Here is a 15,692-nt window from a genome sequence, read left to right on the forward strand (position 1 = left end):
GGAATGCAAAGTTACAGTTTTGCTTCGATTTTAATTATTTTTTATAATATTTTTTATATTGCACAAAAGCAAAAATGGCTAAAACGGAAACAATTGCAATAGAATAATAAACAAATGTTGGTGTAATTGCTTTATCTCCACTAGCATACGAATGCAATCCTGATAAGTAGAAATTTACTCCAAAATAGGTCATTAAAATAGATGCAAAAGCTGCAACAGAGAATAAATTAAATACAAATCTTCCTCTTAATCCAGGGACTAAACGCAGGTGTAATACAAAAGCGTAAATCATAATACTAATTAAAGCCCAAGTTTCTTTTGGATCCCAACCCCAGTAACGTCCCCAGCTTTCATTCGCCCATTGACCTCCTAAGAAGTTACCAATTACTAATAAAATTAATCCAATAGTTAAGGCCATTTCGTTAATAATTGTAATTTCTTTAATCATTAAACCAACCTTCTTTTTATTTTTAGAGTTGGTAATAATCATAAGGATTAATGCAATTAACCCTAATATCATTCCTAAAGCAAATGGTCCATAACTGGCTACAATAATTGATACATGTATCATTAACCAATACGAGTTTAATACAGGTTGTAAATTAGCAATTTCTGGATCCATCCAGTTCCAATGTGCCACCATTAAAATAAAAGCAGTCAAGAATGCTGTAGCAGCAATGGTCATTGAAGATTTTCTACCAAATAATAAACCAAATAACATGGTAGCCCATCCAACATAAATCATAGATTCGTAGGCATTACTCCAAGGAGCGTTTCCACTCACAATCCAACGAGCAATTAAACCACCAGTATGCAATAAAAATAGCCCAATAATAATTGCAATACTAGCTTTAATTAAAAAGTTAATTGCTTTATTATTTTTGAAAATTTGAAAGATTACAAAAAAGAACATTAATGTTCCAATGTACATATAATAGCTATATATTGTTTTGAATATATCATACTTGTTGTAAGCAATTTCTAAATCTATTTTATGATCTGCAGGATAAACTTCACCTCCATATTTTTTCTGAAAATTGATAATTCCTTCTAAAATTTCATCAGTTTTTGAATAGTCTTTAGACACATTAGAATCTGATAAAGTTTGAAGGTAAATAGGTAATATTTGACGTACAAACACAGAGTCTTGACCTTTAAAATGCGCAGATTGTATGTTGTTGTTAGATACCCAAGTATTATTTTGGTCGTTTGGAATAGGGAAAATTCTTAATACATCGCCAGTAATTGCCGAATATAGCAGATTTACTCTTCTATCAACATTAATTACGTCTTTTTCAAATTTACTTTTAATATTGCTTTTTTGAGCTTCTTGCTGCGTTTCAGAAATTTTATACATTCCTTTACTGTCAAAAAAGTTAGCAAGTGTTGCATATTTTTGATCGTGAGCAATACCAACAATGTCTCTTAATTTAGTATTATCTTTTTCAATATAGATTATAGGAACTTGAAACCATAATCTTGGATTCTGTTGAATAGATAAGAAAACTTGAGTAGCATTCATATCTTTGTAAGTATCTTGTTTACTTACTTTACGCAATAATTCAGAAGCATACGTATGTACCGGTTTCATTCTACCGCCAGCATCTTGTATAACAACTTTACTAAATTTTTCTGAATGTGCTAAGTCAATTTTATTTTCAACTAAAGCAGAATCTATTTGCTTGTTTGTTAACCCATGGTTGTGTTCTTGAGCAAAAGAAATTGTAGAAAATAATATTATAGCAATAGATGATAAAATGGCTTTCTTAGTTCTAATTTTATCTAAACTCTTTTTTAAGAAATCAAATCGTGTATTTTTTACAAACATGATTAACATTAATCCTGCATACAATAAGAAATATCCAATGTATGTTATTGTTGAACCCCAAAAATCGTGATTTACAGATAGGTGAGTTTCTTCGTATTCATCTGTAATATTATAACTAGATTGAAAGAACTTATAGCCTTTATAATTTAAAATATTATTCATAAAAATTCTAAAATCAAATGTTTCACTTGGATCAATAACAGTAACTTCACTGGCAAAAGACATTGGGCTGTTAGACCCTGGATATTTGTCTAATTGAAAATCGTTTAATTTAATACTAAACGGAAGTTGTTTTTGCATAGCACCATAACTCATTCTAAAATTTAAACCACCGACTGATATTTGTGTAGGAGGTTGAATTGCAAATTTACCACCAACTAATTTTACTTGTTTGGTTTCATCTCCTGCACTAACATCAAAAGTTAATTCACCTAATGTATGCACATCTTTATCGCCAGAAATGGTTTTATAATATCCTTTTAATGATGCGTTTGGTACAACAAATTGCATTCCTGCAATAGAATGTACTGCTAATAAAGAAAAGTCTTGCAGAGAATCCTTTACAATTGTACCTTCAAAACTATCAGCCATTCTAAAAAAGCTACCTTCTACAGCTGATTTAATTTTAATGTTTCCATCAATATTTTTAAAATCAATGGTGTTGTTATTTTGGGCATCGTATCCAACTAAGACACCATGGACAAGTTCTGAAGTTCCTCTTTTAATATAGTGATTGTGTCTTCCACCAGCGCCAGATTCTACAAAAAGCATATATTCATCTCCAGTTTCACTTTCTTCAAAAACTTGTTGTGCGTTTGGTATGTAGTTGGTAAGTTTTACTTCAACATCTTTACCTTTAAAATCGGTATTATAACTATAATTGTTTGACCCTAAGGCAGACAATAAAATAGAATGATGAACAGGTGTTTTTTGTTCGTTTCCATCATTAACAACAATACTGATATAGTTTTTTTCAGTTAAAAATTTATTGGTTACTTGACCTTCTTTTATCGGCATTATTCCTTCAAAACTGATATATCGAGTAACACCAGCACCAATAATAATTAGGAAGAAAGCAAGGTGAAAAGCAAGTACAACTAATTTTTCTTTTCGTAATAACTTGTATTTAAATACATTACCAAAAAAATTGATTGCAAAAAATATCATAATTCCTTCAAACCACCAAGCATTATAAACTAAAGCTTTAGCTGTTTCTGTACCGTAATCGTTTTCAATAAATGTAGCAACTCCCATTGCCAAGGCAAAAATTAAAAACAAAATAGCCATTAAACGTGTTGAATAAATAAGGGAAAGTAGTTTGTTCATTACAGTTGTTTTATCATTAAAAATAAATGCAGGGCAAAAATAATGATAATTGTCACATTAGCCATTCAAAATCGCTTATTTAAAACAATTATCTTTCAATTTTAACACTTCAACAAATATAATTGTAACTTTTGTGACAATAACTGACCTTTGTCATTAAAATGTGATACTTTTTATATGTTATTTCCCTTAATAATTTTGTAATTTTGTTGGTAATTAGATTTATAATGAAACGAGCAAATTAAAGAAGTTGCTAATAGCCAACCACTCGTTATCATTAAAAGATAATATTATAAATACATGAAACTATTTATTTTTTATACAACGCATCTTAATATCTATTTAAATATTAAACGTCCAGAATGTTATATTAAATAGGAACTTCTATACTTTTTGGTTATTTTACACACCACATTTTCAACTTATTTTAAATTAAAAAACTATTATTATGGAATTACCATACTCAGAACCGTATAAAATAAAAATGGTAGAAACAATAAAACGTTCTACTAAAGAGGAACGCTTAAAATGGATAAAGCAAGCAAATTATAACTTATTTAATTTAGCTTCAGAAAAAGTTTTTATTGATTTGCTAACAGACTCAGGAACTGGAGCAATGAGTGATAAACAATGGGCAGAAATGATGATTGGAGATGAGAGTTATGCAGGGTCGTCATCATTTAAAAAATTAAAAAAGACGGTAAAAAAAATAACAGGGTTTAATTATTTTTTACCTACTCACCAGGGAAGGGCAGCTGAAAATGTATTGTTTTCTGCAATGGTGAAAGAAGGAGATATCGTTCCTGGAAATTCTCATTTTGATACGACAAAAGGACATATTGAATTTAGAAAAGCTACTGCTGTTGACTGCACTATTGACGAAGCTTTCGACACTTCAAATATGCATCCGTTTAAAGGAAATATTGATGTACATAAACTTGAAACAGTTTTTAAAAAATACCCAAAGGATAAAATACCATTTGTAATTTTAACAATAACTTGTAATAGCGCAGGCGGCCAGCCAGTTTCTGTTGAAAATACTAAGGCAGTTTCAAAATTATGCAAACAATACGGTATTCCTCTTTATTTTGATGCAGCTCGTTTTTCAGAAAATGCCTATTTCATAAAAAAAAGAGAAGAAGGGTATGCAGATAAGACCATCAAAGAAATTGTAAAAGAAGTTTTTTCTTATGGAGATGGAATGACAATGAGTGCAAAAAAAGATGGCTTGGTGAATATGGGTGGTTTTATTGCACTAAATAACAAAGCAGTTTATAAACAAGCTACTGTATTTAATATTATGTTTGAAGGTTTTATAACCTATGGAGGAATGAATGGACGAGATATGGGAGCTTTAGCAGTTGGTTTAGATGAGTCTACAGAGTTTAATTATCTAGAAAGTAGAATTGAACAAGTTGCGTTTTTAGGAAAAAAATTAGTTGAATATGGAGTGCCAGTTCAACAACCATTTGGAGGCCATGCTATCTTTTTAGATGCCAATAAATTTGTACCATCAATTCCTAGAGATGAATACAGAGCGCAAGCATTAGCTATTGAATTGTATATTGTTGGTGGAATTCGAGGTGTTGAAATAGGCACTGTGTTAGCAGATAGAGATCCTTTTACACGAAAAAATAGGTATCCAGAATTAGAATTAGTTCGTTTGGCAATACCAAGAAGAACATACACTAATAATCATATAGCGTATGTTGCAGCTACATTAAAAAATATTTACGACTCTAGAGATGAAGCAAAATCTGGTTACGTAATTGTGGATGAAGCCCCTATTATGAGACACTTTACAGCTAAATTCAGTAAAATATAATACATGTTTGTCTTTTTTTATTAATTTTACCCGATCAAAATTGATAAAAATAAAATAATATGATGTTATCACGAGCAAGTAAATATGCAATTCTGTCAACATTATTTTTGGCAGAACATGTAAAGGACAATAAAAAATTAAGTGTTCGTGTAATTGCTGAAACTATTGATGTACCAAGTCCATTTTTGGCAAAATTATTTCAACAATTGGTTAAAGGGAAGATTATATCTTCAACCAAAGGTCCGCATGGTGGTTTTTACCTAACAAAAAAGAATCAACAAAAAACCGTATTAGATATTATTGAAAATATAGATGGATTGCAAAGACTAAATGAATGTTTCTTAGGTTTATCGGAGTGTGATGGAAGCAACCCTTGCCCAGTACATTTTATTGTGGAACCATTTAAAAACAGTATCCTTGGAAAATTTCGTGATAAAACAATCATGGAGTTTTCCGAAGAAATTGTATCAAAAGGTAGAAAACTAAGTATTAAAGATATTTCTCCTGAGTTAAATACTTCAATGGAATAATTTAAAAATGATATTTATCATAATTATATAAAAAAATTATAATACTTTTGCTTTATAATAAAAGATAAAAAGATCTTAATATATTTATAAGTGAAAAAATAATCAATTAAACAATTAAAAACATGTTATCTAAAAAACAAGCAAGAGCTTTCTTTTTAGGAGGAACATTAGTAACATTTCTAATTTTTATAGGACTTACGGTGTTTTCCTTATCGAAAGACGTTGATCAAACAAACCACGACAATATTACAGCAGAAGTTGTAAGAGGTAAAGAAATTTGGGAAACTAACAACTGTATGGGGTGCCATACTATACTAGGTGAAGGTGGATATTATGCGCCAGAATTAACAAAAGTTGTAGATAGACTAAATGCAAAATATAATGATAACGGTGAAGAAGTTATTAAAAGTATTTTAATGTCTAAAGGACCTTGGCAACCAAACGGGAGAAAAATGGTAGCTTATGGTATGACAGAAGCTGAGGCAAATGATGTGGTTGCTTTCTTTAAATGGATTGGAGAAATTGACTTAAATGGTTTTGGAAAAGTAGTAGGTGTTGATAGAAAAATATCACCAATTGCTAAAGAAAGAATGAACAACTAATCAATAACTTTAAAACAATTTAAAATGAAATATAAATCACAAAAAGTAGCATATTGGTTTTTTGCTCTTTCAATGCTATTATTAGTTTTACAAATTATCTATGGTTTTATTATGGGTTTTGCCCGAATTGGGTTTGATAATTTACACGAGTTTATTCCTTTTAATACCGCAAGATCTGTACACACAAATTTATTAGTCGTTTGGTTACTCTCTGGTTTTATGGGTGCCGCTTATTATATAATTCCTGAAGAAGCGCAACGCGAATTGGTTAATGTAAAATTAGCGTATGTTCAATTAATTAGCCTTGCAGTTGTTGGGGTAGTAGCAATTGTTGGATTTCACTTTAATATTTGGGAAGGACGTAAATTTCTTGAAATTCCACGTCCACTTGATTATTTAGTGGTTGTAAATGTGCTCTTATTTTTAGGCTTAATTTTAGTGACCTTATTTAAAGGAAAAAAACAAACCACAACAGCATTAGTGCTTTCAATGGGGCTATTATTTGCTGCATTATTGTATTTACCAGGAATGCTACCTTTTGATAGCCAAGTAACAGATTCATTTTTCCGTTGGTGGGTGGTTCATTTATGGGTAGAAGGTGTTTGGGAATTAATTATGGGGGGTATTTTATCGTTCTTATTAATTAAACTAACAGGTGTTGATAGAGAAGTTATTGAAAAATGGCTGTATGTAATTGTTGGTTTAACTTTCTTATCAGGTGTTTTAGGTACAGGTCACCATTATTATTATATAGGTGTAAATAAAATTTGGTTATTAGTTGGAGGAATTTTCTCAGCATTAGAACCACTAGCATTTTTGGCAATGGCATTATTCGCAGTTAATATGTACAGAAAAGGAGAGAAAAAGCATCCAAATAAATTAGCTTTATATTGGACTTTAGGTGCTGCAATTGTTTCTTTTGTTGGAGCAGGTCTGTTAGGATTTGCACATACATTACCGCAAACAAATTTATACACTCACGGAACTTTAGTAACGGCAATGCACGGACATTTAGCTTTCTGGGGAGCCTACGCAATGATTGTTCTTGCAATTATTAGTTACAGTTTACCAAATATGACTGGAAGAAAATTATACGACAGTGCAACTGGTAGAATGGCGTATTGGTTCTCTAATATTGGTATGATTGGTATGACTGTTGCTTTTGGTGTTGCTGGGGTAGCTCAAGTATATTTAGAACGTAAATTCGGAATGGATTTTATGGCTGTACAAAAAGAAATCAGCATTCATTTTGTGGTGTTAATAATTTGCGCATCACTTTTTGCAACGGGGATTATTATGTATATAGTAGATTTCTATAAACATGGAAGACCAACCGATGAAGCTATAGAAATTAAAGAGTAATTTATTAAAAGAATAAGTTTATAAAAAATCAACCCAAAACTATATTTTTAGTTGTATTTAAATGTTTTAAATCTGATTTGTAATACAACATTTTAATGCTTAAAAAAGTAAGATATTAAAATCTTAATAGTAGTTTTTTAGATTGATTGCCAGAGTTGAAGATAGGTTGTTGTTTTTTTATACTAACTAACATATTAATCCAAAACTCTGGTTTTCTATTTTAATAATTTCAATAAATACAAATGAATAAGCAAGCACCATATTATCAAACTATAGGAAAAGAAGTTGAGGTTTTTGAACATGCCTATAAAAATAAAATTCCCTTTTTATTAAAAGGTCCTACTGGAACAGGAAAAAGTCGGTTTATAGAATACATGGCATATAAATTAGGCAAAAAATTAATTACCATTTCTTGCCATGAAGAAACTTCTTCAACCGATTTAGTTGGAAGGTATATTATAAAAGGAGCAGAAACTATTTGGTCAGATGGACCACTTACAACAGCTATTAAACAAGGAGCAATAATTTATTTAGATGAAATTGCAGAGGCAAGACCCGATGTAATTGTTGCAATTCATTCCTTAACAGATCATAGACGTGAATTGTTTATAGACAAATTAGGTGAAACCATAAAAGCACATGAAGATTTTATGTTAGTAGCTTCTTTTAATCCAGGCTACCAAAAGGGTTTTAAAGAGTTAAAACCTTCAACACGTCAGCGTTTTATAGCAACAGCTTTTGCATATCCTGAAGCTAAAATTGAAGCTGAAATTTTAATTAACGAAACAGGTGTTGATGCAGGGATCGCTAAAAAATTAGTAAATATTGCCACTAAAATTAGAAACCTAACAGAACTTGGTTTAACAGAGACAGTTTCTACACGTTTGTTGGTTGATGCAGCAAAATTAATTCATAGCGGATTACCAAAACGCTTGTCTGTTCAAGTTGCCATTGTAGAGCCTTTAACCGATGATTTAGATGTGGTTGAAGCCTTGAAAGATTTATGTAATTTAATGATTTAGTAAGCCGTTAGCTATTAGCCAATAGCCTTTAGCCAAAAGCCAAAAGCGAAAAAATGTTTGAACCAGATGAATACATATTTACCAAGTTAGCCTACTACTTTAAAAGGAAGAAAAAAGAGAAGGAGCAAGCAATTTCAAATGCGGTAAATTTAATTGATATTAAACCTCGTTTGTTAATTTTAGCCCGTGCAATTACTGGGGAATCTATCGAGATTTATGAGGCTGAAAGAGAAGGTGGTTACAAAAATGATAACTTTTTTCTGCCTACTCGTTTTGTTGAATTTTCTTCCATAGAAGAAAATATATCGTTTTATACATTTAGAGTTTTATACCTATCTGTTCAAAAGAATTTAGATTTAAATTGGAACGATAATAAAGAACATGAGTTATTAGAGTCTCAACAAAAAGCAGAAGAAACTTCAAAATTAGTATTAGATTCTTTATTTGAACAATTTCCTATATCGGAGAAATACCATAACAAATTCATTCAATTTTTTTCTGAAAAACACAAAAATAACAACCTCAGAGATTTTTCATTAATTTACGGAAAATGGATGCGAAATAATCCTGAAGAAAATTATGAAGATACATTGCAAAATTTTACTGAAAAAGTAAAAAAAGTAGATGAAGAAAAACCGAAAACCATTCTAAAATCCAATGCTGTGGAAGAAATAATTTCGGTTCAGGTTGATATAAAACAACAAGAAGATGCCGTTTTACAACATCAATTTGAGAAAGTAGAAACCGCGGAAGAATTTGGAGGAAATTTTAGAGATTTTGATGGAGAAGATGAGTTAGAAGACCATTCAAATGCGCTGGAAGATATTAACATGAAATATACGGTTCGTGTAGATGATACTGTACATTCTGTGTATCAGGCAGATTTTATTGAAAATACAACAGTTTCTGAAAGTGCTGAAATTGACAGTAAAGGATATCATATAAAATACGATGAGTGGGATTATAAAACACGAGCTTATAAACCAGATTTTTGTAAAGTGTACCCTAAAACGTTGTTAAAAAACGATGTTAATTATTATAAAAAAACACTGAACGACAACAGAACGACTTTGGCTGGTTTAAGAAAAATGTTAACAACAGTTAATAATAAATTTCAACAACAACGCAGACAACCTCAAGGAGAAGAGTTTGATATTGATGCAATTACAGATTTGTTTGTTGATGTTCATTCTGGACATACGCCTTCTGAAAAAATATACATATCAAAAAGAAAAAAAGAAAAGGATTTATCCATTTTATTATTGTTAGATGCTAGTCTGTCTAGCGATGGTTACGCGGCTGGAAATAGAGTAATTGATGTAGAAAAACAAGTTTCAATTTTGTTTGGTGAAATTTTAGAAGATTTTAATATCGATTTTTCTATCGATTGTTTTTATTCAAAAACCAGAAATCACTCTTCATACATAACAATAAAAGATTTTGATGAAGATTGGCAAAAAGCAAAATTTAAAGTTGGAGCTGTGGAACCTAGTGGTTATACAAGAATCGGATCAGCTTTACGTCATTCTGGAGCTATGTTAGATAAGCGTGATACCAAAAACAAATGGGTGGTTTTAATATCAGACGGAAAGCCAAACGATTACGATAAATACGAAGGTAAATACGGAGTAAACGATGTAAAACAGGCTTTGAGAGAGTTAAATGAACGAAATATAAACTCATATGCCTTAGCAATTGAAGCACAAGCAAAATATTATTTACCGCAAATGTTCGGACAAAATCATTATCAAATATTAACTACACCAGTTGAATTATTAAAATCTCTAGTTCATCTATACGAAAAGATTAAACATAAGTCTTAATATTTATTGTGTTTTAAGTCAACTATTTCATTACTTTTTTATTTATAAAACACTGTATTGCAGTTTTTTATAAATTTTCATAAAAAAGGATAAGATTGTCTTTTATTTAGTATATTTGCACTTTAAATTAATGATTATGAATATAACAAAAGAAAATACAGTTGCTGAAGTAGTATCAAAAAACTTAGGATCGGATCACGTTTTTAGTAAATATAAAATAGATTTTTGCTGCGGAGGTGGAGATACCTTGGAGAAAGCTTGTAAAGAAAGAGGAATTGAATTTGAGACTTTAAAAAATGAAATTGAAGCTATAAATAATAAAATTACAGGAGGAACATCAATAGAAGATATAGATATTCCTACACTCATTAATGAGGTAAAAGGTGGATTTCATGCTACAATTAGCGACCTGTTTTTTGAAGTATTACCCTATACATCCAAAGTTGCAAATGTACATGGTCTTGAGCATAAGGAAGTTATTGAAATTAATGAACTAGTTAAAGGAGCTGAAGTAGTAATTAATGAAACCTTTAGAAATTCAATAATGAGTTTGTACCCAATAATTATTGAAATTGTTAAAGCAAGTGAAAAAACAGAAGAAATTTCAATAGAGACACTACAGAGCCTTCAGAAAAGTATTGAAAGAAATGAAATTGCGCAAGGTTTAATAGGAGATTCCTTTAAAGAAATTTCAAAATTATCTTCAAACTATACAACTCCTGATGATGCATGTAGTTCTTATGATTACTTGTATAAAAATTTACAACAATTGCAGCACGAAGTACATAAATATATGCATTTTGAAAAAAATGTATTAATACCAAAAACACTTAATATTATTGAATAATGAATTCATTCTTACCAACTGTTGAAAAACTACCAGAAGGTCATCCTGTTAAAGTATATTATCAAGAAGCTACCTTAATACAAGATATTTTATTAGAATTACATGAAGCTGATCCTGTTGAAGATTTTCAAAAATATTTTAATATTTATAATCAATTAATAACTATAGAAAAACGATTTGCACGTAAAGAAAACCAATTATTTCCATATTTAGAAAAGCACGGTTGGGAAGGCCCAAGTCAAGGAATGTGGTCTTTTCATGATAATTTACGCGATCAAATTCGTTTACTAAATACCTATAATTCAGAAAAAAACACAAAGAAAATTATAGATAACATTCCTTATCTAATTGAAGGTATTAAACGCTTAATGTCAATTGAAGATTTGCGTTTGTTTCCAAATGCAATGAATTTATTAACTGAAGATGATTGGAAAGAATTTTATGTAGGCGATGAAGAAATTGGTTGGATGTTGACTGAAAAACCAGCTCAATACCCAATAGCTGAAGAGGTTTATGTACATCCTAGTCAAGATTTTAAGAAACGAGAATTGTCTTTTTCATTAGAGAATACGTTTCATTACGATGAAGGTTATATGACGCCAGAACAAGTAAATTTATTATTGCGTTTTTTACCAGTTGATATTACCTATGTAGATGAAAACGATAAAGTTATTTTTTATAATAGAGGCGATGATCGTGTTTTTCCAAGAAGTAAAGGTATTATCGGACGAGAAGTTAAGTTTTGCCATCCGCCAAAAAGTGTAGATATGGTAATCCGTATTGTAGCGGAATTTAAAGCAGGTACAAAAGATGTTGCTGAGTTTTGGTTTAATTTTAGAGGAAGAATTATCCATATTAGATATTTTGCAATTAGAGATAATAACAAGCAATACAAAGGTGTAATTGAAATGTCGCAAGACATTACAGATATTCAAAAATTGGAAGGTCAAAAACGATTACTAGACTGGGATTAGGGTAGGGATTATTATGCAAAAAGAACTTATAAATGTTAAAAACGTATACTATCCACCTGGAGGAATTTTAATTTGGATTATCATCTTTTTAGAATTGTTCACTTTTGGAATGGCACTAATTGCTATGATTTTTTATAGTAAAGATGAGCCTGAAATTTTTCATAATTCTAGGCTGTTATTAAATACAACTTTTGGAGCTGTTAACACCGTTTTTTTATTAACGAGTGGGTTTTTTATGGCTAAATCTGTTGATAGTTTTAGGGAAAATAATATTAAAAAAACTGCACTATTTTTAAGGTGGACACTATTAGGAGGATTCTTATTTTTAGTATTAAAATCTGTTGAATACTATTTTAAGATTGAAAACGGATATACCATCAACTACAGTACGTTTTTCTCATTTTACTGGATGTTAACCTTATTTCATGTAATTCATGTTATTGTAGGAATTGTAATTTTGTTGAGTGTTTATTTTGGCATAAAAAAACCGATAGTAAGAACTTCTATAGAAGATTTTGAGGCAAGTGCCGCTTTTTGGCATATGTGCGATTTAATTTGGCTACTCCTTTTTCCAATAATTTATTTACTATTCTAAGATGAAGAAATATTTATTTTTAAAAGTTTGGGTGGTACTAATTATGCTTACCATAACTACCACATTAGTTTCAAATTCAACCTTAAGTAAAACACGGGTAGCAATACTTATTTTAGGGTTGTCTGTTTTTAAGTTTTTTGGAGTTTCATTTTACTTTATGGAATTAAAAAAAGCACATATTTTTTGGAAAATTTCAATAACTATTTTTGTAGTATTTTTAACTACTATTTTAGTTTTAATGCGTTAGTTATAATTTTTATATTATTTTTTAATTAGTTTAATTCAAGATTAAAAACTTGATTCTAGCTGTATAGCAGTCTTTTATTTATATTATTGCACAAATTAAACGTTGTTTTACAATACAAAATAACCTTTACTATTCAATTTAAATTTTTTGATTTTACTATTTTTAATTGTAAAGGTTCCTTTTTTATAGGGTGTTCCTTTAATTGTAGCTTTTGAAAGTTTTCCTTGTTTCCAAGCAATATTAATTTCAAAACCACCTCTAGCTTTTAAACCTTTAACCTTGCCTTCTTGCCAAGCGTCTGGTAATGCAGGTAATAATTCTATTGTTTCAGTATGAGATTGTAATAACATTTCAACAATACCAGCTGTACCACCCATATTTCCATCTAATTGAAATGGAGGATGTGCACACAATAAATTTTGGTAGGTTCCACCACCATTTAGCATCCTAGCTTCTTTTGAAAAAACAGGATTCAATAAATTTTGAAGTAAACTGTGAGCGCGATTTCCATCCTTTAATCTTGCCCAAAAATTCACTTTCCAGCCTAAAGACCATCCGGTTCCACCATCGCCTCTGGCGTTTAATGTAACTTTAGCAGCTTCAGCTAACTCTGGAGTTTTAGTTGTTGATATTTGATTCCCCGGATGTAACGCAAATAAGTGTGAAATATGACGGTGTTTATTATCTGGATCATCTATATCTTCTTTCCATTCTTGTAATTGTCCCCAACTACCAATTTGTGGTTGTAAAATAGCATCTCTTACTGCAATTGCTTCTTTAGTAAAATTATCTGTAATATTTAAAACTTCAGCAGCTTTTATACAATTGTTTAATAAGTCCCAAGCAATTTGATGATCCATAGATGCTCCGCTTGAAATACTACCATGTTCTGGTGAATAGGATGGAGCAGAAACTAATTTTCCTTGTGTATCTTTTGTTAAGTAATCTATCCAAAATAATGCAGCTTCTTTCATAACTGGGTACGCTTTTAATTCTAGAAACTGTGTGTCTTGAGTAAAATCGTAATGATCCCATAAATGTTGCGAAAACCAACCAGCCCCACCAGGGAAAAATCCCCAAGGAATTCCCCAACCAGGTGAAGTATATCCAAAAGCATTGCACATAGTATTTACCATCCAACCTCTAGTGTTAAAAAACTCTTTTGAAGCTAATTTTCCTGGTTCAACAAGGCTCTCAATATAATTTAAAAAAGGAACATGACATTCCGATAAATTTGTTAACTCTGCTGGCCAATATATCATTTGTAAATTTATATTACTATGATAATCAGCTGCCCAAGGAGCATTTATTGAGTTATTCCATTTTCCTTGTAAATGCATAGACATACTTTTTGGGCGACTTCCAGAAATCATTAAATAACGTGCATATTGAAAGTACAAAATTTCTAAACCTGTATCGGTTTTAGTAGCAAAATAATTTTCTAATCTTTTATCTGTAGGTAGTTCTGTAAAAGAATCTCCTTTAATATTTAGTTGAACCCTGTTAAATAAGTTTGTATAATCTTTTATATGTTCAGCTTTTAAATCATTGTATGAAATTAATGATGCAGCAGTTAAATTTTCATAATTTATAGTTTTATAATCTGTGCCATTATAGGTTGGGAATTCTAAAGAATATGCTGTTGCTGCAGTATGTAAAATAGTAAATTCTTTAGTGTTTTCTATATAAATAATCCCATTTTTATATCGTATAGTGCCTTCTAAAAATTTAAAATATAATTTAGTCTCAAACCCCATTGCGTTGTCTGCAACCTTTCCTTCAAAACTATAGGTGTTATTCTCAAAATCTTCTTTTATTAAAGCATGTGGACTTCTTAAACGAATTTCATAACTGCTTGTTTCTGAACTTTTAAATTGATAAACCATGGTGTTTTTAGGGTAATTTCCAAAAAATGTACGCTCATATTTTGTACCATCAACTTCAAAGTAAACCTTTGCTATAGAATTGCTAATATCTAAACTGCGTTTGTAATTTGTAATGTCACCTTTTTTATGAGCTACTTTTACATAAATATCTCCCATAGTTTGTTGTGAGCCATAATCACCAAATTCGGCATTGTATTTTTTGCCTGTATTTATATTTCCAACAAACGATTTTTTAGTTAGAGCATCAGCGGCAGTATTTTTACCATTTTTTAAAAGCTCTCTAACTTTTGGAAGATTTTTATTAGCATCTTTTTGAATTCCAAAATTATAATCGGTATTAGAACTTGGTCCTCCAGACCATAAAGTTCCTTCAGAAAACTGTATGTGTTCTTCTTGTGAATTTCCAAAAATCATTGCGCCAATATATCCGTTTCCAATAGGTAAAGCTTCTTTCATCCAGTCGGTTGCAGGAGTGTTATACCATAATTCTAAATTTTCTTTTTCTTGACCGATTGACTGGTAGTTTAAACAAATAGACAAACAGAATAAGGTTGCTTTAAAAAGAGACTTCATAATATTATTGGGGTTTTGTATGTTCATTTACGTGTAAAAATATGCATTTTAAGCAAACTTTTTACGAAACTTAATTTTATATTTAAATTTTTTCAGGTTTGGGTTCTTACAAGTTTTAAAGTGCTAAAATTGAATTATCATGTCTATTTAGGGGAATAAAAAATAGTTAAAAGTTGATAAAAGTCAGTCTTTATAATTATTTATGCATGTATTTTCGCATTATATAAGACTAAAAGGTCTTTAAATATTACA

At 30.2% G+C, this 15,692-nt stretch carries 12 protein-coding genes; 10 read left to right on the forward strand and 2 right to left on the reverse strand.

Annotated elements, in window-relative coordinates:
- Positions 1-34: 34 nt before the first annotated feature.
- Positions 35-3,154: a cytochrome c biogenesis protein gene (locus IEW75_RS05060; RefSeq protein ID WP_134247651.1), complete on the reverse strand. Its 3,120-nt coding sequence runs from the start codon at positions 3,152-3,154 to the stop codon at positions 35-37.
- A 448-nt stretch (positions 3,155-3,602) separates the two neighbouring features.
- Between IEW75_RS05060 and tnaA the strand changes: the two genes are divergently transcribed.
- The 10 genes from tnaA (at position 3,603) to IEW75_RS05110 (ending at position 12,981) form a co-directional block, all read left to right on the forward strand.
- Positions 3,603-4,979: a tryptophanase TnaA gene (tnaA, locus tag IEW75_RS05065; protein WP_134247652.1), complete on the forward strand. Its 1,377-nt coding sequence runs from the start codon at positions 3,603-3,605 to the stop codon at positions 4,977-4,979.
- A 59-nt stretch (positions 4,980-5,038) separates the two neighbouring features.
- Complete coding sequence (locus tag IEW75_RS05070) at positions 5,039-5,509, forward strand: RrF2 family transcriptional regulator (protein WP_229714402.1); 471 nt, start codon at positions 5,039-5,041, stop codon at positions 5,507-5,509.
- A 122-nt stretch (positions 5,510-5,631) separates the two neighbouring features.
- A complete protein-coding gene (locus IEW75_RS05075) occupies positions 5,632-6,111 on the forward strand; it encodes a c-type cytochrome (RefSeq protein ID WP_134247653.1) in 480 nt (159 codons plus the stop codon).
- A 24-nt stretch (positions 6,112-6,135) separates the two neighbouring features.
- Positions 6,136-7,473, forward strand: a complete 1,338-nt coding sequence (locus IEW75_RS05080) for a cbb3-type cytochrome c oxidase subunit I (RefSeq protein ID WP_134247654.1) — start codon at positions 6,136-6,138, stop codon at positions 7,471-7,473.
- A gap of 242 nt (positions 7,474-7,715) precedes the next feature.
- Positions 7,716-8,495, forward strand: a complete 780-nt coding sequence (locus IEW75_RS05085) for a CbbQ/NirQ/NorQ/GpvN family protein (protein WP_134247655.1) — start codon at positions 7,716-7,718, stop codon at positions 8,493-8,495.
- Positions 8,496-8,548: 53 nt separating this feature from the next.
- Entirely contained in the window at positions 8,549-10,318 is a 1,770-nt protein-coding gene (locus IEW75_RS05090) for a nitric oxide reductase activation protein NorD (RefSeq protein WP_134247656.1), read from the forward strand.
- Between the two features lie 136 nt (positions 10,319-10,454).
- Positions 10,455-11,165, forward strand: coding sequence for a DUF542 domain-containing protein (locus tag IEW75_RS05095; protein ID WP_158283776.1), 711 nt, complete (start codon positions 10,455-10,457; stop codon positions 11,163-11,165).
- The gene (locus IEW75_RS05100) at positions 11,165-12,139 is read left to right on the forward strand and encodes a DUF438 domain-containing protein (protein WP_134247658.1); all 975 of its coding nucleotides are present in this window, start codon (positions 11,165-11,167) and stop codon (positions 12,137-12,139) included. Before IEW75_RS05095 ends, IEW75_RS05100 begins: the two co-directional genes overlap by 1 nt.
- Before the next feature lie 13 nt (positions 12,140-12,152).
- On the forward strand, positions 12,153-12,734 hold the full coding sequence (locus tag IEW75_RS05105) for a cytochrome c oxidase subunit 3 (RefSeq protein ID WP_134247659.1): 582 nt from the start codon (positions 12,153-12,155) through the stop codon (positions 12,732-12,734).
- 1 nt (position 12,735) lies between these two features.
- On the forward strand, positions 12,736-12,981 hold the full coding sequence (locus IEW75_RS05110) for a cytochrome C oxidase subunit IV family protein (protein ID WP_134247660.1): 246 nt from the start codon (positions 12,736-12,738) through the stop codon (positions 12,979-12,981).
- A gap of 107 nt (positions 12,982-13,088) precedes the next feature.
- Here the strand turns inward: IEW75_RS05110 and IEW75_RS05115 are convergent, their stop codons facing one another.
- Positions 13,089-15,440: a glycoside hydrolase family 95 protein gene (locus IEW75_RS05115; RefSeq protein ID WP_158283777.1), complete on the reverse strand. Its 2,352-nt coding sequence runs from the start codon at positions 15,438-15,440 to the stop codon at positions 13,089-13,091.
- Between the last annotated feature and the right edge of the window lie 252 nt (positions 15,441-15,692).

The organism is Lutibacter litoralis (assembly GCF_014646675.1).
In the GTDB taxonomy this organism is placed as follows: domain Bacteria; phylum Bacteroidota; class Bacteroidia; order Flavobacteriales; family Flavobacteriaceae; genus Lutibacter; species Lutibacter litoralis.

Excerpts from the sequence above, each read along its gene's own strand:
- IEW75_RS05115 (WP_158283777.1), bottom strand. The coding sequence starts at position 15,440 with ATGAAGTCTCTTTTTAAAGCAACCTTATTCTGTTTGTCTATTTGTTTA.
- IEW75_RS05060 (WP_134247651.1), bottom strand. The coding sequence starts at position 3,154 with ATGAACAAACTACTTTCCCTTATTTATTCAACACGTTTAATGGCTATT.
- IEW75_RS05080 (WP_134247654.1), top strand. The coding sequence starts at position 6,136 with ATGAAATATAAATCACAAAAAGTAGCATATTGGTTTTTTGCTCTTTCA.
- IEW75_RS05095 (WP_158283776.1), top strand. The coding sequence starts at position 10,455 with ATGAATATAACAAAAGAAAATACAGTTGCTGAAGTAGTATCAAAAAAC.
- IEW75_RS05085 (WP_134247655.1), top strand. The coding sequence starts at position 7,716 with ATGAATAAGCAAGCACCATATTATCAAACTATAGGAAAAGAAGTTGAG.
- IEW75_RS05070 (WP_229714402.1), top strand. The coding sequence starts at position 5,039 with ATGATGTTATCACGAGCAAGTAAATATGCAATTCTGTCAACATTATTT.
- IEW75_RS05105 (WP_134247659.1), top strand. The coding sequence starts at position 12,153 with ATGCAAAAAGAACTTATAAATGTTAAAAACGTATACTATCCACCTGGA.
- IEW75_RS05100 (WP_134247658.1), top strand. The coding sequence starts at position 11,165 with ATGAATTCATTCTTACCAACTGTTGAAAAACTACCAGAAGGTCATCCT.
- IEW75_RS05110 (WP_134247660.1), top strand. The coding sequence starts at position 12,736 with ATGAAGAAATATTTATTTTTAAAAGTTTGGGTGGTACTAATTATGCTT.
- IEW75_RS05090 (WP_134247656.1), top strand. The coding sequence starts at position 8,549 with ATGTTTGAACCAGATGAATACATATTTACCAAGTTAGCCTACTACTTT.
- tnaA (WP_134247652.1), top strand. The coding sequence starts at position 3,603 with ATGGAATTACCATACTCAGAACCGTATAAAATAAAAATGGTAGAAACA.
- IEW75_RS05075 (WP_134247653.1), top strand. The coding sequence starts at position 5,632 with ATGTTATCTAAAAAACAAGCAAGAGCTTTCTTTTTAGGAGGAACATTA.